23 protein-coding genes and 1 pseudogene are annotated in these 24,128 nt (G+C 39.1%); 20 read left to right on the forward strand and 4 right to left on the reverse strand.

The features are described from left to right. Positions 1-22 precede the first annotated feature (22 nt). Positions 23-649, reverse strand: coding sequence for an MBL fold metallo-hydrolase (locus I585_RS00775; RefSeq protein WP_010739121.1), 627 nt, complete (start codon positions 647-649; stop codon positions 23-25). A 341-nt stretch (positions 650-990) separates the two neighbouring features. Here I585_RS00775 and I585_RS00780 point away from each other — a divergent pair, with 341 nt between their 5' ends. Beyond that, complete coding sequence (locus I585_RS00780) at positions 991-3,333, forward strand: helicase C-terminal domain-containing protein (RefSeq protein ID WP_010739122.1); 2,343 nt, start codon at positions 991-993, stop codon at positions 3,331-3,333. A 142-nt stretch (positions 3,334-3,475) separates the two neighbouring features. Here the strand turns inward: I585_RS00780 and I585_RS00785 are convergent, their stop codons facing one another. Beyond that, the gene (locus I585_RS00785; protein WP_010739123.1) at positions 3,476-3,967 is read right to left on the reverse strand and encodes a YajQ family cyclic di-GMP-binding protein; all 492 of its coding nucleotides are present in this window, start codon (positions 3,965-3,967) and stop codon (positions 3,476-3,478) included. 94 nt (positions 3,968-4,061) lie between these two features. On the opposite strand from I585_RS00785, the gene I585_RS00790 reads away from it, so the two are divergent. From I585_RS00790 to I585_RS00820, 7 genes are all read left to right on the forward strand, one after another. Then, complete coding sequence (locus I585_RS00790) at positions 4,062-5,252, forward strand: IS256 family transposase (protein WP_010739124.1); 1,191 nt, start codon at positions 4,062-4,064, stop codon at positions 5,250-5,252. Positions 5,253-5,458: 206 nt separating this feature from the next. Continuing rightward, the gene (locus tag I585_RS00795; RefSeq protein WP_010739125.1) at positions 5,459-6,358 is read left to right on the forward strand and encodes a YitT family protein; all 900 of its coding nucleotides are present in this window, start codon (positions 5,459-5,461) and stop codon (positions 6,356-6,358) included. A gap of 96 nt (positions 6,359-6,454) precedes the next feature. After that, the gene (locus I585_RS00800) at positions 6,455-6,796 is read left to right on the forward strand and encodes a metal-sulfur cluster assembly factor (RefSeq protein WP_010739126.1); all 342 of its coding nucleotides are present in this window, start codon (positions 6,455-6,457) and stop codon (positions 6,794-6,796) included. Positions 6,797-6,861: 65 nt separating this feature from the next. Beyond that, entirely contained in the window at positions 6,862-7,080 is a 219-nt protein-coding gene (locus tag I585_RS00805) for a hypothetical protein (protein ID WP_244265980.1), read from the forward strand. Between the two features lie 110 nt (positions 7,081-7,190). Continuing rightward, positions 7,191-8,096 carry a helix-turn-helix transcriptional regulator gene (locus I585_RS00810; protein WP_010739128.1) on the forward strand — a complete coding sequence of 302 codons (906 nt, stop codon included), beginning with the start codon at positions 7,191-7,193 and terminating at the stop codon, positions 8,094-8,096. Between the two features lie 13 nt (positions 8,097-8,109). Next, positions 8,110-8,409, forward strand: a complete 300-nt coding sequence (locus tag I585_RS00815; RefSeq protein ID WP_010739129.1) for a YciI family protein — start codon at positions 8,110-8,112, stop codon at positions 8,407-8,409. A gap of 15 nt (positions 8,410-8,424) precedes the next feature. Beyond that, the gene (locus I585_RS00820; protein WP_010739130.1) at positions 8,425-8,727 is read left to right on the forward strand and encodes a YciI family protein; all 303 of its coding nucleotides are present in this window, start codon (positions 8,425-8,427) and stop codon (positions 8,725-8,727) included. 42 nt (positions 8,728-8,769) lie between these two features. On the opposite strand, the gene I585_RS00825 is transcribed toward I585_RS00820, so the two are convergent. After that, positions 8,770-9,336 (reverse strand): hypothetical protein, encoded by a 567-nt coding sequence (locus I585_RS00825; RefSeq protein WP_010739131.1) that lies wholly within the window; start codon positions 9,334-9,336, stop codon positions 8,770-8,772. A gap of 246 nt (positions 9,337-9,582) precedes the next feature. Between I585_RS00825 and I585_RS00830 the strand changes: the two genes are divergently transcribed. The 6 genes and pseudogenes from I585_RS00830 to I585_RS00855 all read left to right on the forward strand — a co-directional run bounded on the left by I585_RS00830 (position 9,583) and on the right by I585_RS00855 (position 15,715). Next, positions 9,583-11,118 carry an ABC transporter permease/substrate-binding protein gene (locus I585_RS00830; RefSeq protein WP_010739132.1) on the forward strand — a complete coding sequence of 512 codons (1,536 nt, stop codon included), beginning with the start codon at positions 9,583-9,585 and terminating at the stop codon, positions 11,116-11,118. Continuing rightward, positions 11,119-12,072: an ABC transporter ATP-binding protein gene (locus I585_RS00835; protein WP_010739133.1), complete on the forward strand. Its 954-nt coding sequence runs from the start codon at positions 11,119-11,121 to the stop codon at positions 12,070-12,072. 2 nt (positions 12,073-12,074) lie between these two features. Then, positions 12,075-13,400, forward strand: a complete 1,326-nt coding sequence (locus I585_RS00840; RefSeq protein WP_010739134.1) for a dihydrolipoyl dehydrogenase family protein — start codon at positions 12,075-12,077, stop codon at positions 13,398-13,400. 74 nt (positions 13,401-13,474) lie between these two features. Then, positions 13,475-14,161, forward strand: coding sequence for a hypothetical protein (locus I585_RS00845; RefSeq protein WP_034708574.1), 687 nt, complete (start codon positions 13,475-13,477; stop codon positions 14,159-14,161). A 4-nt stretch (positions 14,162-14,165) separates the two neighbouring features. Next, a pseudogene (locus tag I585_RS00850) lies at positions 14,166-15,078 on the forward strand (sce7725 family protein). Beyond that, positions 15,068-15,715, forward strand: coding sequence for a GNAT family N-acetyltransferase (locus I585_RS00855; RefSeq protein WP_010739138.1), 648 nt, complete (start codon positions 15,068-15,070; stop codon positions 15,713-15,715). The pseudogene I585_RS00850 and the gene I585_RS00855 overlap by 11 nt, the downstream one beginning before the upstream one ends. Here the strand turns inward: I585_RS00855 and I585_RS00860 are convergent. After that, positions 15,707-16,249 carry a guanylate kinase gene (locus tag I585_RS00860; protein WP_010739139.1) on the reverse strand — a complete coding sequence of 181 codons (543 nt, stop codon included), beginning with the start codon at positions 16,247-16,249 and terminating at the stop codon, positions 15,707-15,709. The two genes, I585_RS00855 and I585_RS00860, sit on opposite strands and share 9 nt — an antisense overlap. 66 nt (positions 16,250-16,315) lie before the next feature. Here I585_RS00860 and pbp4 point away from each other — a divergent pair, with 66 nt between their 5' ends. The 6 genes from pbp4 to asnB all read left to right on the forward strand — a co-directional run bounded on the left by pbp4 (position 16,316) and on the right by asnB (position 24,092). After that, on the forward strand, positions 16,316-18,340 hold the full coding sequence (pbp4, locus tag I585_RS00865) for a penicillin-binding protein PBP4(5) (protein WP_010739140.1): 2,025 nt from the start codon (positions 16,316-16,318) through the stop codon (positions 18,338-18,340). 55 nt (positions 18,341-18,395) lie between these two features. Continuing rightward, on the forward strand, positions 18,396-18,578 hold the full coding sequence (locus tag I585_RS00870) for a hypothetical protein (protein WP_010739141.1): 183 nt from the start codon (positions 18,396-18,398) through the stop codon (positions 18,576-18,578). A 206-nt stretch (positions 18,579-18,784) separates the two neighbouring features. Next, the gene (locus I585_RS00875) at positions 18,785-19,822 is read left to right on the forward strand and encodes a DUF1002 domain-containing protein (RefSeq protein ID WP_010739142.1); all 1,038 of its coding nucleotides are present in this window, start codon (positions 18,785-18,787) and stop codon (positions 19,820-19,822) included. A gap of 216 nt (positions 19,823-20,038) precedes the next feature. Further along, positions 20,039-20,887, forward strand: coding sequence for a hypothetical protein (locus tag I585_RS00880; protein ID WP_010739143.1), 849 nt, complete (start codon positions 20,039-20,041; stop codon positions 20,885-20,887). Next, the gene (locus I585_RS00885; protein ID WP_010739144.1) at positions 20,888-21,916 is read left to right on the forward strand and encodes a hypothetical protein; all 1,029 of its coding nucleotides are present in this window, start codon (positions 20,888-20,890) and stop codon (positions 21,914-21,916) included. It abuts the gene before it with no gap. 295 nt (positions 21,917-22,211) lie between these two features. Then, positions 22,212-24,092, forward strand: coding sequence for an asparagine synthase (glutamine-hydrolyzing) (asnB, locus tag I585_RS00890; protein WP_010739145.1), 1,881 nt, complete (start codon positions 22,212-22,214; stop codon positions 24,090-24,092). The last annotated feature ends 36 nt before the right edge of the window (positions 24,093-24,128 follow it).

Here is a 24,128-nt window from a genome sequence, read left to right on the forward strand (position 1 = left end):
TTTAAAACCTCCAAAAAGTTGATTAATTAAAGAACGGATTTGTATCGACCTCGTGACCGATCGTTGTCGCATCACCATGTCCGGGATAAGCCGGTAATTCACGAGGAAGAGTGAATAAATAATTTTTGATGCTGTATAACAATTGCTGCATGTCGCCAGTGTAAAGGTCGCTGCGGCCAATACTGCCTTTGAATAGGGCGTCACCGACAACTACAAAGTCATCAAATAAAAAGCTGACACTGCCAATGGAATGTCCGGGTGTTGGAATGACTTCAAAGGTCATGCCGCCAATCGTGTATTCTTTCATTTCAAACTCATATTCCGCTGGCTGAACGATTAAGTCAGGCATATTATCATGACGTCCCAAACCAGAAAGATTTAAGATTGGATCTCCCAACCATTTTTGTTCCAATGGGCTGACATAGACGGGAACGCCGTACTTGTTGCGCAACTGTTCCACAGCCCCAATATGGTCGTAATGAGTATGGGTCAAGAGAATCGCACGAGGTGTTTTTCCAATGCGTTTGATTTCCTGCACCAATCGATCGCCCTCCGAGCCTGGATCAACGATCAATAAATTTTGTTCATTATGAATCAAATAGCAATTTTCTTGCGCGATTCCAGTAACAAAACCTTCGATTTGAATCATTATTTTCCTCCCTGAAATACTAAAAAGTAATTTTCTTTGGTTTGATTCACTTTTACTGACCGAACGAAAAATTGCCAGTAAGAAAAACTCAGCATCACAAATTCCTTCTTCATTATACCTTAAAAGTAAAAAAATTGTGGCTTCCCTGAACGATTTTGACATATTCACTGAGAAGCCAAATGAATCATGGTTTTGTCTGAATCTTTTAGGTGATAGCTAAAAATTTTTCTCTCTATTATATATAGAATAAAACTTGACGAGTGGAAAAAAATCTTCTATGGTGAAACAGCAAAATGATTTTAACAAAGCATTTTGAACGAAACATAGAATGAGGTGACAAGATGGCGGTCAAAAAAATAGCAGTTCGTGAATTGGTAGAATTTATCTTACGAAGCGGCAGTATTGATGAAGGAAAAAACAGTAATCATACACCGCAAGAAGGCGCTCGTATTCACCGACAGCTGCAAAAAGAGGCCGGTACCGACTATCAGAAAGAAGTTTGGCTGAAGAAGCCGATTGAAATTGCTGAAACTGCCGTCCAAATCGAAGGGCGAGCAGATGGAATTTATATAGAAGAAGATCAAGTGTTTATCGACGAAATAAAAACATCGGAGACGCCTTTCGAAGAATTGGAAGCGGGGATCATTGATTTATATTTTTATCAAGCAATGGTTTACGCATACATTTACAGCGAACAGGAAGAATTAACGCAAATTAATACACGTTTGACCTATTTTCAAACCACCGAAGAAAAAATCACGCGCCAAATTCGCAGCTTTACTTTTACAGAGCTGACTGAATTCTTCAATGATTTAGTTAAACGTTACGAAAACTGGCTGATTTTTCAAATGCAATGGCGGGATACTCGAAATGATTCCTTGAAGTCTTTAGACTTTCCTTTTGACACTTACCGTGCGGGACAAAGAGAGTTGGCGGCGGCAGTTTATAAAACGATCCATGCCCAGCAAAAACTATTTGTCGAAGCGCCGACCGGAACAGGAAAAACTATGTCTACTTTGTTTCCAGCCTTTAAAGCGATGGGGGAAGAGTTAGGCGAACGTATCTTTTACCTGACTGCTAAAACCATTACCCGACAAGTTGCTGAAGAGACGGTCACAAAGATCACGAAAAAAGAGGGTCGAGTTAAAAGCGTCACACTGACTGCAAAGGACAAAATCTGTTTCCTGACAGAACGTAATTGTACACCAGAGCACTGTCCCTTCGCGAAAGGTTATTATGACAGAGTCAATGATGGGTTATGGGATATGTTGAATAATGCAGACCAATATACTCGACCAGTCATTGAAGAGTATGCTCGAAAACATGAACTCTGTCCTTTCGAACTTTCACTGGACGTGAGCCGCTTTTCGGATATCGTCATCGGGGATTACAATTACTTGTTTGATCCAACGGTTTATTTGCGGCGATTTTTTGAAGAAGAAAATAAGACGAATCTAGTGCTGGTCGATGAAGCACACAACTTGGTCAATCGTTCGAAGGAAATGTATTCAGCCAGTATATCACGTGAAAATATCGCACAAATGCAAAAGGATTTGGACAAGTCCTTTAAAAAATTGAACAGAGCATTTACAAGAGTGGATAACGAATTTGAATTGATTCATCAAGCCTTGGATGGAGAAGCCTACCATCATCAACAAGCAGCTCCAGAAAGCTTGATTAATAGTCTTTTTAAACTACAGGAACAAATCAAGGAGTGGCTGGCAGAAAATCCAGATCATCTAGCACAGCAAAAAATGCTGCCTGTTTATTTTGAAATCTTGCGTTTTACCCGAATGAGCGAGTTTTATGATGATCATTACCAAACGACGGTGGAGCATAAAAGCTATGATTTGATTGTAAAAGAATATTGTATTGATCCTTCTTGGTTCTTAGAACAAACGATGGAGAAGGTCGGCAGCAGCATCTTATTCTCGGCGAGCTTTTCACCGCTGGATTACTATCAAGAAGTGTTGGGCGGAGGAGAAGAAAGCTTAACTTATCGGCTGCCTAGCCCATTTCCAAATGAAAATCGTTTAGTTATGGTCGATGCCAGCATTCAGACGACGTACCAGAAGCGGACACAAAGCATACCGAAAATTGCTGCTTCGATTGAACGGTTAGTTAAAAACAAGACCGGTAATTATCTCGTCTTCTTTCCATCATTTCAGTATTTGGATCAAGTTGCGGATTATTTTCATGATGTGTTTCCTGAATACGCGATTCAGATTCAAGGTTCAAAGCTAAATGAGACTGAACGGGAAGAATTCTTAGCCGCCTTCGTCAATCAGCCAGCAAATACTTTGATTGGTTTTTGTGTCTTGGGTGGGATTTTTTCTGAAGGAATTGATTTAGTCGGGGACCGCCTGATTGGTACAGTTGTTGTTGGAGTGGGATTACCTCAGGTTAATCATGAGCAAGAGTTGATCAAAGAGTATTATGATGAGAAACGAAACCAAGGATTTAGTTACGCGTATCAGCTCCCGGGAATGAACAAAGTTATTCAAGCGGCTGGGCGAGTCATTCGAACCATGGAAGACCGAGGAATTATTTTGCTGCTGGATCAGCGCTATACCAATCCGCATTATCAAAACCTGTTGCCGCCTAACTGGTCCGATCGAAAAGTTGTCTATGGTCCAGAGGAAGTAGAACGGGCTGCCCAAGCTTTTTGGCAGCAAAACGAATAAATAGCATTTGATTATTAATAATGGCAAATAAAAATATCGCATTTAAAATATTTGCTTAAAAACAATCCATTAGTCATTAGGGGCAAACCAGCGAGCAGTATTTAATAAGAAACGAAAAAGCCGACAACAGTGTCGGCTTTTTTTAACGATAATTCGTAAATTGTACATCAATCGGTAGATCAATATCTTTTACTAAAGTAATAACCTTTTGTAAATCATCGCGATTTTTCCCAGTTACGCGTAACTGATCTTCTTGAATTTGCGCTTTGACTTTGACTTTGCTGTTTTTAATTGCGGTAGTGATTTTTTTAGCACTTTCCTTATCAATCCCATTAACAAGTTCCGCCGTTTGCCGAGCATTTCCGCCCAAAGCATGTTCAGAATCAGAAAATTGAATGTTCTTTAAGGGAACACCGCGTTTGATCAGTTTACTGAATAGTACGTCTTTGACTTGTTCGACTTTATAATCATCCTCAGCCTTTACTACCAATTGATTTCCTTCAATTTTGATATCAAACAAACTTCCTTTGAAATCAAAGCGATTCTTCAACTCTTTCAAGGCGATTTGTACGCCATTTTTAACTTCCTCTTTATTTAATTCTGAAACGATATCAAAGCTTGCATCTTTAGCCATGAGAGTGTAAAATATTTTGTGTAAATAGAAAAAAGGAAGTCCCTTCTGTAGAATAGAGTTACCACAACACATTCACAGAAAAGAGGGCTTCCATATGAACGATTTTACTACAGAAATTCTAAAGACTCTAGCGAACAAAGGCGATTTGAATGAATTATTCCGTGTCCATTTGGAAAAAGCTGTCAATACGCTTCTCAAAACGGAGTTAACGGCTTTCCTCGATTACGAAAAGTACGATCGCATTGGTTTTAACACGGGTAATTCTCGTAACGGCTCCTATGACCGTACGGTCAAGACCGAGTACGGGGAACTTCATCTCCAGATTCCGCGCGACCGCAACGGCGAGTTCAAGCAACAGACTGTTCCTGCTTATAGACGGACGAATGATACCTTAGAGGAGACCGTCATTCACCTCTTCCGAAAAGGTATTACCATGTCGGAAATCGCAGACTTGATTGAGAAAATGTATGGGCATCACTACACGCCCCAAACCATGTCCAATATGACTAAATCATTTACGGAAGAAGTCACTTCATTTAAGGAACGTGAGCTTCATGACCGTTATGCCGCTATTTATATGGACGCAACCTATATCCCTTTAAAGCGGAAAACCGTCGCCAAGGAAGCCATTCATATCGCAGTTGGCATTCGCCCGGACGGTTCAAAGGAAGTGTTGAGCTATGCGATTGCACCAACTGAATCTATCACGATTTGGGAAGAGATTTTAATAGACCTCCAGGAACGTGGCGTGAAAAACGTCCTCCTTTTCATCACGGATGGCTTAAAGGGGATGGCAGGGGCCGTGCAGCGGTTCTACCCCAAAGCCCGTTTTCAACATTGCTGTGTGCACGTTTCCCGTAATATCAGTCACAAAGTGCGTGTCGATGATCGTAAGGAAGTCTGTGATGATTTTAAAATGGTGTATCAAGCGTCATCTAAAAAGGCGGCATTGGAAGCACGTGGTGCTTTTGCGGAAAAATGGAAAACCAGCTATCCAAAAATGGTGGAATCGATCCTTTCGAACGATTACCTGCTCACTTTCTATGATTTCCCATTAGCCATACGCAAGACTATTTACTCTACGAACTTGATTGAATCCTTTAATAAGCAAATCAAGAAATACAGCCACCGCAAGGAACAGTTCCAAAATGAAGAGTCGATGGAACGTTTCTTAGTCTCGTCTTTTGATACTCACAACCAAAAATTCCTAGGTCGCAGTCATAAAGGTTTCCAACAGGCCGAAGGCGAGCTCGAACAAATGCTGAGTCAACCGATGGAGAATTAGAAACAATCTACAGTAGGGAAGAACCATTTACACAAAATTATTGACGCTCCCTTAGCCATAGACACCCTCCTAAGTCTTTTCTTATAGTTTATCAAAAATTACTAAGAAAGCTATGATTATTCTCCAATAAGTGATTGAAAACGATTGATTATTATTGATAGAACCTGTTACTCTATTATAGGTTTGAATTGAAGGAGGAATATCGGATGCAGAAGGTTATCAATTATACATCAAAAGACTTGGCCAAAAAAATCCTTGTCATATTATTTACTGGTTTGACCGGTGCGGTCGGTTTGAACTATTTCTTGATCCCGGCAAATGTGTTTTCAGCCGGCATGACTGGGATTGCCCAGATTGCAGAACATTTACTTTCAAATGCCGGATTATCCGTCGATACTGGGATTCTTATTTTTCTTCTGAATGTTCCGGTATTCATTTTAGGATTTATCAAATTAGGTAAATCGGCGATGATTCTAAGTTTCGCTAACGTGATTTCAATGTCCTTTTTCACTACATTGGTGCCTGTTGGACAGGTGACAGACAATGTCTTGATGAATGCTATCACTGGTGGGGTCTTGCTGGGGATTGGTGCAGGTCTCTCGTTGAAATTTGGTTTTACTACCGGTGGATTAGATATAGTTTCATTATTGCTTTCAAAAACAACTGGACGAACAGTTGGAAATTATATGATGCTGTTGAATGGTTTAATCGTTGTTGTAGCCGGTTTCTTCTTTACATGGGAAAGCGCCTTATACACGATCATCACGATTTTCACTATGAGTACAGTCGTTGATTATGTCCATACTAGTCACCAAAAAATGACGGCCTTTGTCAATACGAACAAGAGCACGGAGATGTGTGCCGCATTGAATAGTGAACTCCTCCGTGGGTTGACAGTCATCCCTGCACGAGGCGGATTTAGTTCGAGTGAACGGGAAGTTATTATGATTGTTTTTACACGATATGAATTATACACGCTTAAGCAAGTGGTGGCCCACGTCGATCCTAACTCGTTTACTAATATCGTAGCGACAGACTCAGTTGTGGGGACTTTCTTGACACAAGACGAACAAAACCTCATTAAAAAATCGCAAGTTAGCAAGTAATGATTGTTAAATGAGAATAGATAGGTTTCAATTCTCATTTACAAAAGCTGGCAGATAGAGTAAAATACTCTTGAAACTCGAAAGGGAGTGGAGCAAGTGGAAGAGAACACACAAAAGTGGACCGATGCAGAAGTGGCTGAAATTAAAGAAACTATTTTGACCGCTTTAGAGTCAGTCATTGACCCTGAGTTAGGCATCGATATCGTCAACCTTGGTTTGATTTATGAAGTAGATTTCGAACAGACTGGGAACACTGTGATCAAGATGACATTGACAACCATGGGCTGTCCGTTAGCAGATATCTTAACTGACAACATCCAATCAGCATTGTCTGAGATTCCAGAAGTAACCAATGTAGAAGTGAAGCTTGTTTGGTATCCAGCATGGACGACCGATAAAATGAGCCGTTACGCACGAATTGCTTTAGGGATTCGCTAATAATAAGATAATTTGTCTCCTCTTAAATAAAGAGGAGACTTTTTTTGCTATACTTTAGAAAAGGAGTGAGGTATTTGGAAGACTATTTTTTAACAGATTATTTGGCCGCTAAGAAATCGTTGGCTTCAACGCTCCATAAAATTGAGCAGGCAATCATTTCTTTAGAGGAGAAACAGTCGGCTGGTCGAAATATGAAAGCGCAGCTGACTTTGTCGAAGGAACGAGTAAAAGCGTTAAAAATTTCGCTGGCTTTGATTGATCGAGAAATTACCCGAATGTCCTAAAACAGATGCTAAGCATGAATAAAATGTTTTCATCTGTTTTTTCTTTTTCTAATATGACAGCTTGTTGTCGCATTAGCGTTGGTATAGTTTACATGAAAGGAAGGAGTTCTATGCAGATCGAACGGTTAGTGAGAATGATCTTTTACATCGTTAGCCGCGAACAAGTTACCGCTAAAGAATTAGCGGATTATTTTAATGTTTCCACACGAACGATTTATCGTGATATCACCACACTGACGTTATCAGGAATTCCTATCACTTCAAAGAAAGGAACTGGCGGCGGAATCTCATTGATGGATGGTTATGCTTTAAACAAGTCCTTTCTGACGACTGAAGAACAAGTACAAGTTTATCAAGGACTGCAGATTCTCCAAGCATCAAACTATCCGGATGCTGAACAAGCCTTAACTAAAATTGATGCGCTTTTCAATCAGTCTTTATCTGATGACTGGCTTGAGATTGATTTTAGTTATTGGGGAAGTAGTGAAGAGGAAAAAATTACTATTTCTGATTTACGGCGGGCACTGACTAAGAAACATGTTTTAACCTTCGAGTACTTTAATTCCGAGCTTCAGCAGTCTGAAAGAAAAGTTGACCCATTACGTTTGATTTTCAAATCCCATGCATGGTATATCGTCGGATATTGTCACCATAATCATGCGGTCAGGGTATTTCGTTTATCTCGCATGAAGAGGATCAATGTCTTGTCGGAATCATTTGAACGAAGTTTGCCAAAAGATTTCTCATTAGCAGATTCTACATATGAAGTGAATTATTCAACCTTCAAATTACTGTTTCTGCCAGAAATGTCCTATCGTTTATTTGATGAATTTCAAGAGCAGCAGGTTGAACGATGCCCCAATGGCAATTATTTAGTTACCGTTCAGTATCCGTTGAACGAGTGGACCTACCATCGCTTACTTTCCTTCGGTCCCTATGTTGAAATTCTTGAACCGGCCGAGGCTCGAAAGGAATTAAAAAGGCGTGCGTTAAAAATCGCACAAAAATATGACTAAAAGGAGCGAGATTATGGAAGAGTGGCTATACGTCATGATGATCAAGAAAACCAAAGAATATCGTAAATTGAATAGAGCAGGAGTCGTTGCACATGTCGATAATTTACGAAAGCTAGACGATCAAGGCTGTTTAGCGCTTGGTGGGGCTTTCAAAGGATATCCCGGAATGGCGGGGATGTATCTTCTTAAGGCAAACAGTTATGAAGAAGCAGAAACAATTTGTCAGCAGGAGCCATTGATCGTTGCGGGGTACGCAACTTATGAACTTCATCAGTTGCAGGTTGCTAATAAAGACAATAATTATTTGTTATAAGAAAGGAGCAGTAAAATGAAAGAGGGAAGTACGTTGTTTGTTCGGATTGATTACAAGAATGGAGCGGGTGAGGTTACCGAACAGGTAGCGATAGCATCTGCTCAGTATCTAAAGCAGTTATCAGAAGAACGTTACCTAACAGCGGGAGTATTCGGTGATATGACCACAGAAGAAATTGATGGTGCCATGGTGATATTCGAGGCGGAAAATCTAGCAGAAGCGAAAGCAATCTCTGATGCAGATCCAGTATTTCAGGGTGGATTTTATCACTACGAGATTAAACAATGGCATGTAATGGTAACAGCGATTGAGCAGTAACAAAAAAAGAAACGACCGCTAATAATGTCGTTTCTTTTTTATTTAGATTGATTGGAAAAGGCTTAGCATAGCTTCTGTACGTTCTCTTGTCGGTTCATTTAATGAAGACAATTCTTCTGAAACTTCGCCTGCAGAAGCTTCTTTCAGCAATAGCAACCGATAAATCAGCCGCAAATCTTGTCGACGGACTTTAGGAAAATGCTGCATCAACACTTGATTGAAATCAGCATTCATTTGGTTAATACCCAATAAAGGATCTTTTTGAATCGTATAATTTGTCAAATAGCGATCAAAATCCTGCATCGCTGATGCCGCTTCTTCAGGGATAAATCCATTTGCCCAAGTCGCCGTCAATAAGACGAAACTGTCTGCTTCCGACAGTTCATTAAGAAATCCAGTAATAGTAGCATCCAATACGTTTTCTTGTAGAGTCTCGAAGACTTCGGGCTCATTTTTCTTGATACGTAAAAAATAATTGGTGAAACCATCACTGTCTAGCAAATTCAGGTCAATCGCTTTAAACCAATTATAATGGTGAGAATTTAAATATGAGTAAGTTTTCTCTTGTTTAGTTAACTGGATTTTTTTTAGTTCATCATTTGTTTTCATCTTTTTCCTGCTTTCTTTTTTGCTTTATAGATTGAATTACAGTTTTTATTTTTCGTTATTCTAATGAATAACGAACGTAATAAAAACCTCTATAATGCAAAGTTAAAATTCTTTTTTTTAGAAAAATATCACTATCAGAATAGGAGTCAATTGTCATTATACTACTTTTTGACCGAGCGAATCTTTTTGTCTCCCTTTTTGATTAAGTTATACTGAGAATAAGTCATAATTTTGAAAGGATCTTTTATGAATGAATTAATTAATACTTTTAGTGAAAGAAAAGACGAATTGCTAACAGCGATCTTCGAGCATTTAGCGATTTCTTTAAGTGCACTATTGATTGCTATAGTGATTGCAATTCCCTTGGCGATCCTACTGAGCCAGCGAAAAAAATTGGCAGAAGTTGTTTTGCAGATAACGAGTATCCTGCAAACCATCCCTTCATTAGCCTTATTGGGATTACTTATTCCCTTTGTCGGTATTGGTACCGTTCCTGCTTTGATTGCATTAGTGGTTTATGCCTTATTACCTATTTTCCAAAATACGTACATCGGTTTAGCAGAAATTGATCCATCAATCGAAGAGGCCGCTGATGCTTTCGGGATGTCTCGAATGCGAAAATTAATGCGAGTCGAACTACCAATGGCGATGCCGGTTATTATTTCTGGTGTTCGAACGGCTTTGGTTCTAATTATTGGAACTGCAACATTGGCTGCTTTGATTGGTGCCGGAGGATTAGGTACGTTTATTCTTCTTGGGATTGACCGTAATGATCCAAACTTGACATTGATAGGGGCGATTAGTTCAGCGTTATTGGCGATTATCTTCAGTACCCTGATCCGATTCTTGCAAAATCGCAGTGGAAAGGTCACATTGGTGGCGTTAGGTGTGATTTGCTTAAGTATTGGCGGTATTTTTTTTGCTCAGAACAATTCGATCGGCAGCGAGACCGTAACGATTGCTGGAAAATTAGGTTCAGAGCCAGATATTTTGATCAATATGTACAAAGAGGTTATCAAGGATGAGGATTCCTCAATCAACGTAGAATTAAAACCAAACTTTGGTAAAACAAGCTTCTTATTCAGTGCGGTAAAGAGCGATCAAATCGATATTTATCCAGAATTCACTGGAACAGTTTTAGAAAGTTTAGTAAAAGTTCCAAAGAGTACGCCGGATGACTTATCACCGGAGAAGACTTATCAGGAAGCAAACAAATTGCTAGATTCGCAATTCGACATGCGTTTGCTAAAACCAATGGATTATGAAAACACCTATGCCTTAGCTATGAAGAAAAGTGAAGCCGAAAAACGCGGCATTACAAAAATTTCTCAATTGCAAGCACAGCAAGATCAATTAAAAGCAGGCTTCACACTGGAATTTATTGACCGTCAAGATGGTTACCGAGGCATCCAAGATAAATACGGTGTCAAATTAAGCTCCGTTCAAAGTATGGAACCCGCGCTGCGTTATCAAGCAATCAATAATGGTGACGTCGATGTGATCGACGCTTATTCGACGGATAGTGAGATTAAGCAATATGATTTAGTGACATTAGAAGATGATTTGCATCTCTTCCCACCTTATCAAGGAGCACCGTTAATGAAAAAAGAATTTGCGGATGAGCATCCAAAAGTAGTCAAAGCGTTGAATCGTTTGGCTGGTAAGATTACTGAGGATCAGATGATCGAAATGAACTATCTGGTCAATGTGAAGAAGGAACAACCAGCAAAAGTTGCTCATGACTTCTTAGTGAAAGAAAAAATCATTGGGGAGGAGAAATAGATGGAATCGATTATTGAATTTAAAGACGTCAGTAAAGAGTTCGAAGGAAATGTTGTCTTAAAGGACTTGAACCTTACAGTAAAAAAAGGTGAGATATTTGTTTTAGTTGGACCTTCTGGCAGCGGGAAAACAACTTCCTTAAAAATGATTAATGGGTTAGTTGAACCTACTGATGGTAACCTGTACTTTAAAGAAAAACGAATCAAAGATTATAATATTCAAAAATTACGTTGGCAGATTGGGTATGTTCTTCAACAAATCGCTTTATTTCCAACAATGACCGTTAAAGAAAACATCGAAGTGATTCCTGATATGCTCGGTTGGGACAAGGAGCAGCGGAATAAACGAGTAGATGAATTATTGCAGGAAGTTGATATGGATCCAGAGCTGTTCAGAGATCGGATGCCAAGTGAACTATCTGGCGGTCAGCAGCAGCGGATCGGGATCATTCGTGCTTTGGCATCAGAGCCAGATATTGTTTTGATGGATGAGCCTTTTAGTGCACTTGATCCAATTTCGCGGGCGAGCTTACAAGATCTGGTCTTGGAATTGCACCGGAAATTAGGGAATACAGTCATTTTCGTTACACATAATATGAAAGAAGCGATGAAGATTGGTAGCCGAATCGCTGTAATGCATGAAGGGAAATTAATTCAATGTGATACCCCAGAGGAGATTCAAAAACATCCGGCCAATCAATTTGTCGAAGAATTCTTTGATGAAACCACAGATGAGGTTTATACTCAAACACTTGAAGCATTGTATAATGGCGGTTTCTATCAAAAGACTGCGGTTGCGAATACTGAATTGAGAAGCTTAGATTTAGAGACCAGCTTGAGTGAGGTTTTTGATTTATTAGCCGAGCAGGATGCTTTTACTATTAAACGAGATGGAAAATTAATAGGCTTGATCAACCGAAGCGATGTCTTCCGCTTTTTGAGTCAGGAGGGTTAATAATGGAAAAATATGATGCAATTGTGATTGGCAGCGGACCAGCTGGAAATTCTGCTGCTTATGGTTTAAAGGAACAAGGGAAAAAAGTGGCGATTATCGAACCCGACTTGTGGGGCGGGACTTGTCCGAACCGTGGGTGTGATCCAAAGAAAATGCTGATGAGCGGAGTAGAAGCACAAAAAAGAATTGAGACGATGCTAGGCAAAGGATTTGATCAAACGCCTAAAATTGTTTGGGAAGATTTGATGACTTTCAAGAAAAGCTACACTGATTTTGTTCCGCAAAATACAAAGGAAGGTCTAGATGCCGCAGAGATCGATCGTTACCAAGGACAAGCGAGCTTTCTTGATGCAAATCAGATTGTAGTCAATGATCAAGAGTTATCGGCCAACCAGTTTTTGATTGCAACGGGACAACGTCCGGCGGTATTGTCGATCGATGGTCAAGATTTATTGCAAAGCAGTACTGATTTTTTAGATTTGAATCATTTACCTAAGAAAATGGCATTTATCGGTGCAGGCTACATCGCATTTGAACTCGCAGTGATCGCGAGTGCCGCTGGTTCTGAAGTTCATATCATTCATCATAATGATCGTCCGTTAAAAGAGTTTGACCAGGAACTAGTTAATGATTTAGTCGAACACATGAAGGCAGATGGCATTCAATTTCACTTTAATGTGAATACAAAATCGGTAGAACTAATGCATCCAAATTATCGTATAACTGGTGAGAATTTTGAATTGGTTGTTGATATGGTTATCGGAGCTACCGGGCGTATCCCAAATGTTGAAGGATTGAATTTAGAAAAAGCCGGTGTCTCCTATGATAAAAGAGGAATTAAGGTCGATGAGCATTTACGCACAACGCAACAAAATATTTTTGCTTGTGGAGATGTGATCGCGAAAAAACAACCGAAACTCACACCAGTTGCTGGTTTTGAGGCAGGTTATGTCGTTAATGCCATGAATGGCGATACCGAAGCAATTGATTACCCATTGATTCCAACAATAGTATTTGGCGATCAACGTTTGGCTAGAATCGGCTTAAGCGAAAGAGAGCTTGCCGATCACCCAGAAAAATACCATTCAGAAACGACGGATCTATCTAGCTGGTACACTTATCACCGAATCAATGATCAAGGAGCAAAGATCAAAATCGTTTATGATGAAGACGACAAGATTGTTGCGATTACTTGTTTAAGTCAACTGGCAGACGAAGTCATCAACTATCTTTTGATCATTCTAACTAAGAAAATGTCCCACGAAGAAGTTGAAAAATATATTTTTGCTTATCCAAGTCCAGCAAGTGATCTTTCATATTTTATTTAAAACAGGGGGCAACCTCTGTTTTTTTTATTGCAGATATGCTAAAGTTTACGAAAATACGTTCCCGTGGTGAAATGATGAAAACAACATTGACACAAGAAATCGAAAAGGCATTGTATTATTATTGTATCGAACTCGGCGGTATTGTTGTAGAAGAAGTAACGATGCCGGATGAACAAGGAATTGTTGATACACTTGCTTGTTTTTTTAAACCGAATGCAACTGAATGGCGCTGCTATGAACTAAAGGTAACCAAAGCAGATTTCTACTCTAAAGCAAAACTTTCCTTTATCGGCCATTATAATTATTTTGTATTAACAGAGGAACTTTATAAGAAAGTTCAAGAGGATATTCCTAATGAGATCGGCGTTTTAGTATACCGGCCATACATTAAGGCTGAAGATCTTCCCGCGGATGGGACTTTCTTCATTGCGAAAAAACCGCTAAAACGCGATTTGAAGGTTGAAGAAAATGCACTGACACAGCGTTTTACAGCCTCGTTATTTCGAGAGGTTCAAAAAGCAAAACGCATGTCATATGGAACTAGTTTTTTCTCAACAGAGCAGCTGTATAAAGAACTGCGGCGACGATTAGACGAAAAAGACAGCTTACAAGAAAGCAATTATTATCAACGTTTTGTTGAGGATGTCCAAACGGCGCGCATTGAAAGTTTAGAAGAAGAGCTGCGTGCTTTGGAACAAGACTATGAATTTTTACGGCAGCAAAGGCAAGTTCGGCGTCGGCCGACTGAACCATTGGAGTGATTTGATGTATTATCCATATTTACGAGGCAAACAGTTTGATCTATTGGCAGTGAATACTTTGATCAAAGAGAACCGCTGGTCGAAAAGGATTCGACCTATTATTGAACCGGTTCGTGATTCAGCAACTCTCAAAAAGACGATTGAGCTATTTGATAAATATAATTTGATCTGTTATTTGATAACCAATCCTCAGGTAGGTACAGCGAAGCTTTTCGCGGAGAAAAGATTTGAGTGGGAGTTGAATGAAGAGTCAAGTGTAAAAAAAGGCGGAGATCGTGACCAAGGAAAATACTTTTGCAGCGAATCTTTACTTGTTTGATGCTCATTCTCCACGAAAAAAAGCTGATTTGCCTATCCAAAGCGAGAGTTTTTCGGTTATTCCAGATCAAGGAAGATTTAGAGTTTTAGATGTACCAAATAAAATTTTACTCAGAGATGCCTTCCAAACGAAAAAAAATGTTGCCAATTACAGTGAAAAGGTAGATGATTTTTATAGCGATGAACATCTCTATTTAGGACCGGATTCAAACGGATTCAGCGACTACACGATTGAAGGTAGTCGTTATTTTGATAAGGGCGGACCTAGTCGCGCAATCGCGATTCACATTAGCTATTTTGATGCGTATCTTAATTTGAGAATCAAACATTTTGTATCTGATAGTAATGAGAACGCAAAAGATCAAGGAGAAAAATTTTTTGAAGCACTAGAAAAATTGTCTGACTGGTATTACCGTAATCAGGATCAGCTGTTGCTGACTCTAGGTTTGGAAGAATTATTACGATATCAGGAAATAAGAAAATTTCCTGGCTTGGGAACGATTAAGAAGTGGTCGTTGGCAAACCATTTGGAATTGATCGGAGCCTTCTTAGAGCAAGGCGACCATTGGCAGAAAGGGTGGAAAAGAAATGGGATATGAAGATGAAGATTTTATTGTTAGACAAGCGAAACAAATGGGCGAACTGCTAGGGAGCTTTCTTGGAAAGAAGGATACGGAAGCGATTCTGTCATTTGGCGATGAAGCAAAGACGAGTCAACCAAAGGAAACGGCGTTTGATTTTCGTCCAAGTACTTTAGCAGACATACCCGCCATCGGTCTCATAATCGCAGAAGCTAAGCAATACTTAAAAGAACAGGGTTCGCCACAATGGCAGGACGGCCACGAGCCTCACGAAGCAGTGATCCGAGAGGATATACAAAAAAAAGCCAGCTACGTGCTGACTTTGGAAGACGAGATTGTCGGAACTGTGGCACTAATCAGCGGTGAAGACCCTGTCTACGAAGCCATCGAAGGACAGTGGCAAGGAAAGGGACCTTATGTATCTTTACACCATATAGCAGTCAGTCAGAAACATCGCGGTATTGGCTTGGGCAAAAATTTATTAAGTATGGCAATTCAACAAGCGAAAGCTTTAGGCTATGAAGATATCCGAATTGACACCTATCCTGCTAATCAGCCAATGCTGAGTCTGATCGAGAAATGCGGCTTCACTTATTGCGGCATGATCCATTTTCCATTTGAGCATGGCGAGCGCAAGGCGTTTCAACTAGTTTAGCGCTTGTCGTAATTGAAGATACATTTCTTCTAAAGAAGTCTCACCATCAATTTCAATTAGATTAGAAAAGTTCTTTAAACGTGCCAGACTTTCTTGGTCTTCTTGAAAAATTGCTAGACGCCGTTCTAGTTCTTCAGGGGCAGCTCTTTTTTCGAGGCGATCAATCATGGTTTCTTTAGAAATATTGATCCAGATGGGCACCATTTGATTGCCGAAAATCCGATGCAAATTGATGAAGCCAGTTGTAGTGATTGGATCATAGCAATCACCAGCGGCTAGGGCTTCCTCCAAGGTTGCTTTGGCAATACCATAAAACTCTTCATCATAAACATCGTATTCGGCAAATTTATCGTTGTTCACCATTTGCTTGAACTCTTTTTTCGATATGAAGTAGTAATCACGTCCGTGTTCTTCACCATCACGAGGGGCACGCGTTGTGTAAGAAATAATTTTTTGTTCAGCGGTAAAGGCTTTTTCGGCCAGGCTGGTTTTTCCTGAACCGCTTGGTCCGATGAATAGATAGCAATGATTCATAATTAACACGTCCTTTTTTATAGTATAAAGAAAGAGGACCAAAGAAGCTAGGGAGGGGACCCTGTCATGGAGAGAAGTACACGCAACACGAAACAAACAAATAAATTACCGATCATTATTGTCGCTGTTATTATTTTGCTAGTTGCCGGCTTTTTCGGTGTACGTGCTTATCAGGCGAGTCAAATCAAAAAACAAAGCGAAGAGACAGTCGAGGCCTTTGTTAAAAGTTTACAAAAGGGCAAGTATCAAGAGATAACGAAAAATTTGAATGCCGACTCAGTAAAAGAGAATGGTTTTACAAAGAAGCAAGTAGCAGAGAAATACCAATCTATTTTTTCTGGTATTAGCGCCACAAATATTAAAATGAAAAATCTAACCGTTGATAAAAAAGACAACGAATATCAATTTTCATATGACCTATCTGTAAATACCGGATTTGGTCAGTTAAAAAATCAAAAATATACGGGGACATTGACTAGTGACGGCAAAGAAATCAAATGGAAACCGAATCTGATTTTCCCTGGAATGTCCGGTAAGGATAAAATCAATTACTCAGTAGATTCGGCTGTGCGTGGTGAAATTTTGGATCGCTCTGGTCAAGGGATCGCTACCAACGGAACTGTCTATCAATCGGGAATCGTACCGAAGAATCTTGGTACGGGAGAAGAACGTACGACAAAAATCGATGCAATTGCAAAAAGCCTTGATCTTACAGCTAAAGATGTGGAATCCGCATTGTCCCAAGGCTGGGTACAGGATGATTTCTTTGTCCCATTGAAAACCACGGCAGATGCACCAAAAGAAACACCGGATGGACTGGAAGTAAAAGAAGCAACCGGACGAACCTACCCATTAAAAGAGGCCGCAGCACAATTAATTGGTTATGTCGGTAAAGTAACTGCTGAAGACATGAAGAAAAACGATGATCTTGCAAGTGATAGTCTGATCGGTCGAAGCGGCTTGGAAATGGCGTTGGATAAACAATTGCGCGGTAAGGATGGCGGGTCATTAGCTATCACTGATGATAAAGGTAACGAAAAGAAGGTCTTACAAAAGATCGACAAAAAGGACGGAGAAAATGTCAAATTGACCATTGACAGCCGTGCACAGCAAATCGCCTACAATGGTTTGAATGGACAGGCTGGCTCTAGCGTTGTGACCGCTCCTAAAACAGGTGAGCTATTAGTTGCTGCCAGCTCTCCAAGCTTTGATCCAAATAAAATGACGAATGGAATTAGTCAGGCTGACTATGATGCCTACAGTAATGATAAGAACCAACCCTTTATGAGTCGTTTTGCAACGGGCTATGCACCAGGATCGACCTTTAAGACGATCACGGCTGCAATTGGCTTAGATGCAGGAACGTTGAATCCAAATGAAGAATTGGCAATCAATGGGCTAAAATGGCAAAAAGATAGTTCTTGGGGTTCATATCAAGTTACCCGTGTTTCCGATGTTAGTCCAGTCAACTTAAAAACCGCGTTGGTTTATTCGGATAATATTTATATGGCGCAAGAAACATTGAAGATGGGAGAAAAAACTTTCCGTGCCGGTTTGAACAAATTCATTTTTGGCAAGGACTTAGATTTGCCTATCGCTATGGATAAGGCGCAAATTTCTAGTAAAGATAGTTTTGATTCTGAAATTTTACTTGCCGATACAGGTTATGGTCAAGGACAATTATTGTTGAATCCAATCCAACAAATTACAGCCTATTCTGTATTTCCTAACAAAGGAACGATGGTCTATCCTAAACTGATCGCTGACAAAAAAACAACCGATAAAAAGGATGTTATTAAAGCCGACTCGGCTGAAACAATCACCACAGATATGCAAGCGGTAGTCAGTGATGAGAATGGCACGGCTCATAGTTTGGCGGCACTGAATATTCCATTAGCAGCTAAAACCGGAACAGCCGAGATCAAGCAAAAACAAGATGAAAAGGGTCAAGAAAATAGTTTCTTATATGCCTTTGATGCGGAGAAACAAAATTATTCTGTCGTTGAGTTTCTAGAAAATAAACCTGAAGGAACCTCTGCTACAGACCTTTCAAAAGATTTATTAACTTATTTACATGAGACATATCAATAAAATACTTGTTTGAAAAGCTGATGCTTGGTAAGATATCCAAGAAGGACGGTGTCTTATGAACAAGCGACAACGAAAAAAACAGGCTTACAAGCAATATATTCGAGCAATTTTTGAAGGCTACGAAAAAATGCTGGAAGATTCAAGTATTAAGGAACTACATTTTAGTTATCTAAAAGAAACAACCTACTTGGAACGCGACGACCAAGGAAAGATTCATTTTACAACTAAAGAAAACTAATTTAAAGGGCTTCTCAATCTGCTTGGTTGAGAGTCCTTTTTCTGTCAAAAAACACAGAATTTTTGGTTTTCCCTCGGACTTAAGACCGAAAAAATAGTTAAGAGATTCTTAGCTTGGTAAATAATTGTTTAAAGAGAAGGGTTTTGAGTAAGTAAAAAGGGAGAAATCAGCTACTATGTATATATCAAGTTACAGGAGGAAATACGATGAAACTTCATAAATATCTTTTATTAGCAGGCTTAGGACTTTCGTTGGGTGCTGGCTTAGTCAGTCAAACAAAAGCTCATGCAGAGTCTGGTGACGGAGCGATCAATGAACGTTGGGGGAAACCAACTTTCGTAGCCGGTGCTGGCTTAAATCAGCAGCAATTAACTGAAACGATGAATAAATTAGGAATCAATCAAGAGAGTGTCAAAATGGAGACTGCTACAGGAGCAGATCTTGTAAAATATTTAGGATACGGCAGCGGGGACGACAGCGTTATGTTGAGTTCGGTAGTCGTTAATCGTGAGGACCAAGGAAAAGGGATCGATGTTAAAATATTGACACCGCAAAATATTACTCAGATCACCGCAGATCAATACAAAAATCCGCTAGTCACAGCAGGTATCACTGATGCGACAGTTAAAGTTGCCAGTGTTGTGAAAGTAACTGGGGAGAGTGCTTTGACAGGTGTCTATAAAGCCTTCGAATCGAATGGGGAAACAGTTGATCCACAGCGGGCGCAGCTGGCACAAACCGAATTGGATACAACATCAGATATTTCGCAATCTGTCGTTAATAAAGCAAATGAACAAAGTCAAAACCAAAATTTGTCTGATAGTGAAAAAGACAAAGCCGATGAAGCCTATAAAGCACAATTAAACCAAACGCTAGTCGATATTAAAAAGGAGCTGGCTGACCTCAAAGAGAAACAGGGCGAGTTGGCAACAAAAGATGATGTAGAAAAAATCGTCAATGACGCATTGGAAAAAAATAATTTGTCCCAGTATGTCACTAAAGACGATATCAATAAATTAGTCACTTTAGCACAACAATATCAGACAACTGATGGTGTTTTGGATAAGGAATCTATTGAGCAACTAGATAAAATCAGCAGTGATTTCAAAGGTACGGTCAATAAGGTCTCTGATCAACTCGGAAAATTCGGCGATTCGCTAAAAGGAACATTAGAAGATAATCAAGGATTTTTCGCAAATTTATGGCAGCAGATGAAGGATTTCTTTAGTGGTTTAACAAAATAATTAAAAAGATTGTGTCATTTTTTAAGATTGACACAATCTTTTTTTACTATCTCCAACATTTTATACTTATCATTACGGCTCTGCTAGGGTAAAATAAAAGGGTGGGTTTCAATTCTTACGAGAAATTTTAGGAAATATCTCTGTTTGATTTGGATCAAAGATAATTATGGTAATATTTATTATATAATTAATCAAAAAAATAAAGGAGGGTCTTAGATGGAGACTCCGGAAAAACAGGAAGAACTTCAAACTGAAACTTCGTTCGATTCAGTGAAGGAATCTGCTTCCGATGTGTTAGGTGGGTTGATGGGGCAGATTAAGCGGTTGGAAGAGGCAATGAAATTGGAGCATATGGGTGATGTTTACCAAATCTACTGGAATGAATTGCCTGCATCAATCCAACAATCCAGCAACGCGAACCATGAGATCGATAATTTCTTGACAAGTAAATTGGATCAAGAAATTCAAAGGACGTTCCCATTTATGATCATGTGCGACGTTGTTTCACCAATTTTGATGAATTATCAAATCGGCAGCTACTATCGCGAGCGTGCGGTTCTGCAAGTCGATGCTACACAGCCTACAATAAAAATATTACCTGAGATTCGTGATCAGTGGGAAAAGGTCATGAAGGGAGAATATAAAGAGCAATTATCGGAACTTGAAAACCAGCAAGATGATTTTGATGCGAAAACAATTGCTGCTCAATCAGAATTGCGTGAGTTAAATGGCAAGATTGCACATCAAGAAAAGCTTAAGGCTGAGCTAGAAGAAACCAAGAGCTTTATGAACCGCAAGAAAATTGAAGAAGAAATCGAAGTGATTGATGATAAGTTAAGAGAGTTGAAGCAGCAAAGGAGTCAATGGACACCTTTTGTCGGCGATCAATTATCCGGCGAATCACAAAAAATTGAATTGGCCAATCGAATTGCCAGCCTTTCGTTAGAACAAGCGATTGCTTTAAAAGAGCTGCGCTTAATCAAAAAACGGTTCGGCGGTTTAGAAGAAATGGATGCCGCGCTTGAAATTTTTATCAAAGATTTTTTAAACAAGGGGGCGGAATAAATGACTGAGGAAAAAAATAAAATCAATCAAATTTATGATGCATTGGTTGATTCTGAAGAACCCGGATTGAATATTCGCGAAAAAGAAATTCTTCACCCCGAAGAATCTACAGAAGATCAAAATGAATCCTTTAAAGGAACACCGCAAACAAAACCAGTTAGCGATTCGTCTTTAAACTATTATGATAACCGCAGTGAGAATTATCAAGATTTATTAAGTTTGATTGACGATGCAGAAAAAGAAATCGCTGATCTAAAATTTAGAAAGGTTCTAATGGAGTCTGATTTCCCAGCCTTGTTAGATTATTTCATAAAAATCTTTGTTAAAGAAGAGATGAGTGTCTCTGCGATTGCTAAGGGTGCATTATTGGAATACTTCACCTTTGAGTTAATCAAACCATTAGAAAATCATGATCTGCACCTTTCAACGAATGAATTTTCGACTTGGGAAAGCAAACATTTTAACCTTACTTATCGCTTGACCAGTGCGAATGACATCAATTTTAGTTTTATGATGCCAACTTCAGACGGAAAATTCCGTAGTGAAAAAATAAAATTGATGGAAGTTTATCCGGATACAATGAAGGTCAAAGTATTGAATGATGCCGTTTTGACTTTATTGAAGGATTGCTATAACAAGCATATTTATACTAGTGGACAGAATTCTATGTTCAGTCGTGAAATGAATGATGTCATGGCTCATATGAAAGATTTGGGCTTTGATTTTGATGAAAACTTGTTAGACAATAGTCAGCCGTTAGATCTAGCAGTGGATCTTCACCATAAAACTCCCGTGGATGTTCTTGATAAGATTTTCATTACCACTATGGATAATGAAAATTATGATTTCAAAAAGGTTGGCGAAAATAGTTATCTAATTGCTTTAGACGGCAATCAAACTGTCACAATCAAACAAAATACAATTGATCAAACGAGCAGCCTAAAACTTAACACCGATCGAAAAAATCGATCATTGATCGAATTTTTCGGTAGTTACCCATTTTTAGTGCCCTTAACGATTACTGATTAATAATGATGAAACAACAAGTGTTGCACCAATTTATTGGTGCAGCTTTTTTTGTACTTTAGCTTTCAGCAAAGGCATTTGTCGTTTGAGACGGAATTTATTAGTCAATCCTTAAGAGACTTGGCAAACTGTTCTACCTGTTAAGAGCAATCCCTTTGGAAAAAATTAAATTTTCGGGCTTTTTTCATAGGAAATCGTGTTCACTCGTGAAAGTCCACAAATCCTATGATATACTTTGAAAGTTGATATGAAAGAGTATCAGTTTACCATTTACCATGTTTGAAAGAGGGTAGAGATTGTGTGTGGATTAGTAGGATTTGTAGATCGTTCAAATACAACGCAAAAAGAACAAATTATTAAAAATATGATGGATACGATTGTTCATCGCGGCCCAAGCAGCGCGGGAGAATTTATTGACGAAGGCATTGCTATTGGGTTTCGTCGGTTAAGTATCATTGACTTAGAGGGTGGAACTCAACCGATCAAGAACGAAGATGGTACAAAAGTTCTAACATTTAATGGAGAAATTTATAACTACCAAGGTATTCGCGAAGATTTGATCGCTAAAGGTCATATTTTCACGACTCATTCAGATTCAGAAGTATTACTGCATGGGTATGAAGAATACGGAGTAGATTTATTACAAAAAATTCGTGGAATGTTTGCGTTCGTGATCTGGGATACGAAGAAACAAGAATTATTTGGAGCTCGTGACCATTTTGGGATCAAACCACTTTATTACACTATGATGAACGGTACATTTATGTATGGTTCAGAAATCAAAAGTTTCTTGCAACATCCAGGCTTTGTCAAAGAGTTGAATAAAGAAGCGTTGAAGCCTTATATGACTTTCCAATATTCTGCTTTAGATGAAACCTTCTTCAAAAATGTTTATCGCATCAAAGAAGGTCATTATTTCATTTATAAAGACGGAAAACTAGACGTTCAACAATATTGGGACGTTAAGGAACAAGAAACGGATATGACGTTAGAGGAAACAGTTGATTTAATTGATAAAACGGTTCTTGAATCGATTGAAACGCATCGAATCGCCGATGTTGAAGTAGGGTCGTTCTTATCTTCTGGCGTGGATTCCAGTTATGTAACAGCTGTTTTACGTCCAGAACATTCTTATTCAATTGGTTTTGGCGATAAAACTTACAATGAATCAATCGAAGCGAAAAAATTAGCTGATTTAATAGATTTGAACAATATATCTCGGGTAGTTACCGGAGATGAAGCTTTCGACTATTTCCCATTGATCCAATATCATTTAGATGAACCAGATTCCAACCCTTCATGTGTTCCGCTATATTTCTTAACAGAACTTGCTAGCCGTGATGTACGAGTAGCATTGAGCGGAGAAGGTGCTGACGAATTATTTGCCGGCTATCAAGCTTATGGTATGAATACGAAATCAAAAGCTGTCAAGGTTGTGGCCGAAGGTTTGAAAAAATTGCCGAAAAATATGCGGTACTCAATCGCAAAAGGTCTGAAAGGCAAAACTTTCAAAGGAGCGTTGCATCTGTACACTTCATTGGCACCGGCAGAAGAATTCTTTATTGGACAAGCAAAAGTCTTTGAAGAAGCTGAAGCTGTTGATTACCTGCAGCCTGAATTTCAGCAAAGTCCTACGATCAAAGATATCGTAGACGTTCATTATGAAAAAGTTCAGGATATGTCTGAAATCAAAAAAATGCAATATTTGGATATGCACCAATGGATGCCGAAAGATATCTTATTGAAAGCTGATAAATTGGCAATGGCCAATTCATTAGAAGTTCGTGTGCCATTGCTAGACAAGGAAATGATGAAGGTATCTGAGATCGTTCCTACCAAATATCTAATCAATTCTGAAAACACGAAATATGCGTTCCGTCAGGCTGCTGCACGTCATTTGCCAGAAGAATGGTACAATCGTGAAAAACTTGGGTTCCCAGTTCCTATCAAAGACTGGTTGCGTGAAGAAAAATATTATCAAATCGTTCGTGATGTCTTTACACAAGATTTTGTCAAAGAATTCTTTGATCAAGATAAGATCGTGAAGCTATTGGATGACAACTTTGCTGGAAATGCTGATGGACGTCGCAAGATCTGGACGATTTATACGTTCTTAACTTGGTATCAAGTGTATTTCATCAATGATGGTGTTAAACCTGTACCAAGCGCAATCGCGTAAATTTTTAATTGAATTTGACAAATACAAATTGTCACG

Origin of the sequence: Enterococcus malodoratus ATCC 43197 (assembly GCF_000407185.1) — a bacterium.
Classification (GTDB): domain Bacteria; phylum Bacillota; class Bacilli; order Lactobacillales; family Enterococcaceae; genus Enterococcus_A; species Enterococcus_A malodoratus.

Excerpts from the sequence above, each read along its gene's own strand:
- I585_RS00775 (WP_010739121.1), bottom strand. The coding sequence starts at position 649 with ATGATTCAAATCGAAGGTTTTGTTACTGGAATCGCGCAAGAAAATTGC.
- I585_RS00780 (WP_010739122.1), top strand. The coding sequence starts at position 991 with ATGGCGGTCAAAAAAATAGCAGTTCGTGAATTGGTAGAATTTATCTTA.
- I585_RS00785 (WP_010739123.1), bottom strand. The coding sequence starts at position 3,967 with ATGGCTAAAGATGCAAGCTTTGATATCGTTTCAGAATTAAATAAAGAG.
- I585_RS00790 (WP_010739124.1), top strand. The coding sequence starts at position 4,062 with ATGAACGATTTTACTACAGAAATTCTAAAGACTCTAGCGAACAAAGGC.
- I585_RS00795 (WP_010739125.1), top strand. The coding sequence starts at position 5,459 with ATGCAGAAGGTTATCAATTATACATCAAAAGACTTGGCCAAAAAAATC.
- I585_RS00810 (WP_010739128.1), top strand. The coding sequence starts at position 7,191 with ATGCAGATCGAACGGTTAGTGAGAATGATCTTTTACATCGTTAGCCGC.
- I585_RS00815 (WP_010739129.1), top strand. The coding sequence starts at position 8,110 with ATGGAAGAGTGGCTATACGTCATGATGATCAAGAAAACCAAAGAATAT.
- I585_RS00820 (WP_010739130.1), top strand. The coding sequence starts at position 8,425 with ATGAAAGAGGGAAGTACGTTGTTTGTTCGGATTGATTACAAGAATGGA.
- I585_RS00825 (WP_010739131.1), bottom strand. The coding sequence starts at position 9,336 with ATGAAAACAAATGATGAACTAAAAAAAATCCAGTTAACTAAACAAGAG.
- I585_RS00830 (WP_010739132.1), top strand. The coding sequence starts at position 9,583 with ATGAATGAATTAATTAATACTTTTAGTGAAAGAAAAGACGAATTGCTA.
- I585_RS00835 (WP_010739133.1), top strand. The coding sequence starts at position 11,119 with ATGGAATCGATTATTGAATTTAAAGACGTCAGTAAAGAGTTCGAAGGA.
- I585_RS00840 (WP_010739134.1), top strand. The coding sequence starts at position 12,075 with ATGGAAAAATATGATGCAATTGTGATTGGCAGCGGACCAGCTGGAAAT.
- I585_RS00845 (WP_034708574.1), top strand. The coding sequence starts at position 13,475 with ATGAAAACAACATTGACACAAGAAATCGAAAAGGCATTGTATTATTAT.
- I585_RS00855 (WP_010739138.1), top strand. The coding sequence starts at position 15,068 with ATGGGATATGAAGATGAAGATTTTATTGTTAGACAAGCGAAACAAATG.
- I585_RS00860 (WP_010739139.1), bottom strand. The coding sequence starts at position 16,249 with ATGAATCATTGCTATCTATTCATCGGACCAAGCGGTTCAGGAAAAACC.
- pbp4 (WP_010739140.1), top strand. The coding sequence starts at position 16,316 with ATGGAGAGAAGTACACGCAACACGAAACAAACAAATAAATTACCGATC.
- I585_RS00870 (WP_010739141.1), top strand. The coding sequence starts at position 18,396 with ATGAACAAGCGACAACGAAAAAAACAGGCTTACAAGCAATATATTCGA.
- I585_RS00875 (WP_010739142.1), top strand. The coding sequence starts at position 18,785 with ATGAAACTTCATAAATATCTTTTATTAGCAGGCTTAGGACTTTCGTTG.
- I585_RS00880 (WP_010739143.1), top strand. The coding sequence starts at position 20,039 with ATGGAGACTCCGGAAAAACAGGAAGAACTTCAAACTGAAACTTCGTTC.
- I585_RS00885 (WP_010739144.1), top strand. The coding sequence starts at position 20,888 with ATGACTGAGGAAAAAAATAAAATCAATCAAATTTATGATGCATTGGTT.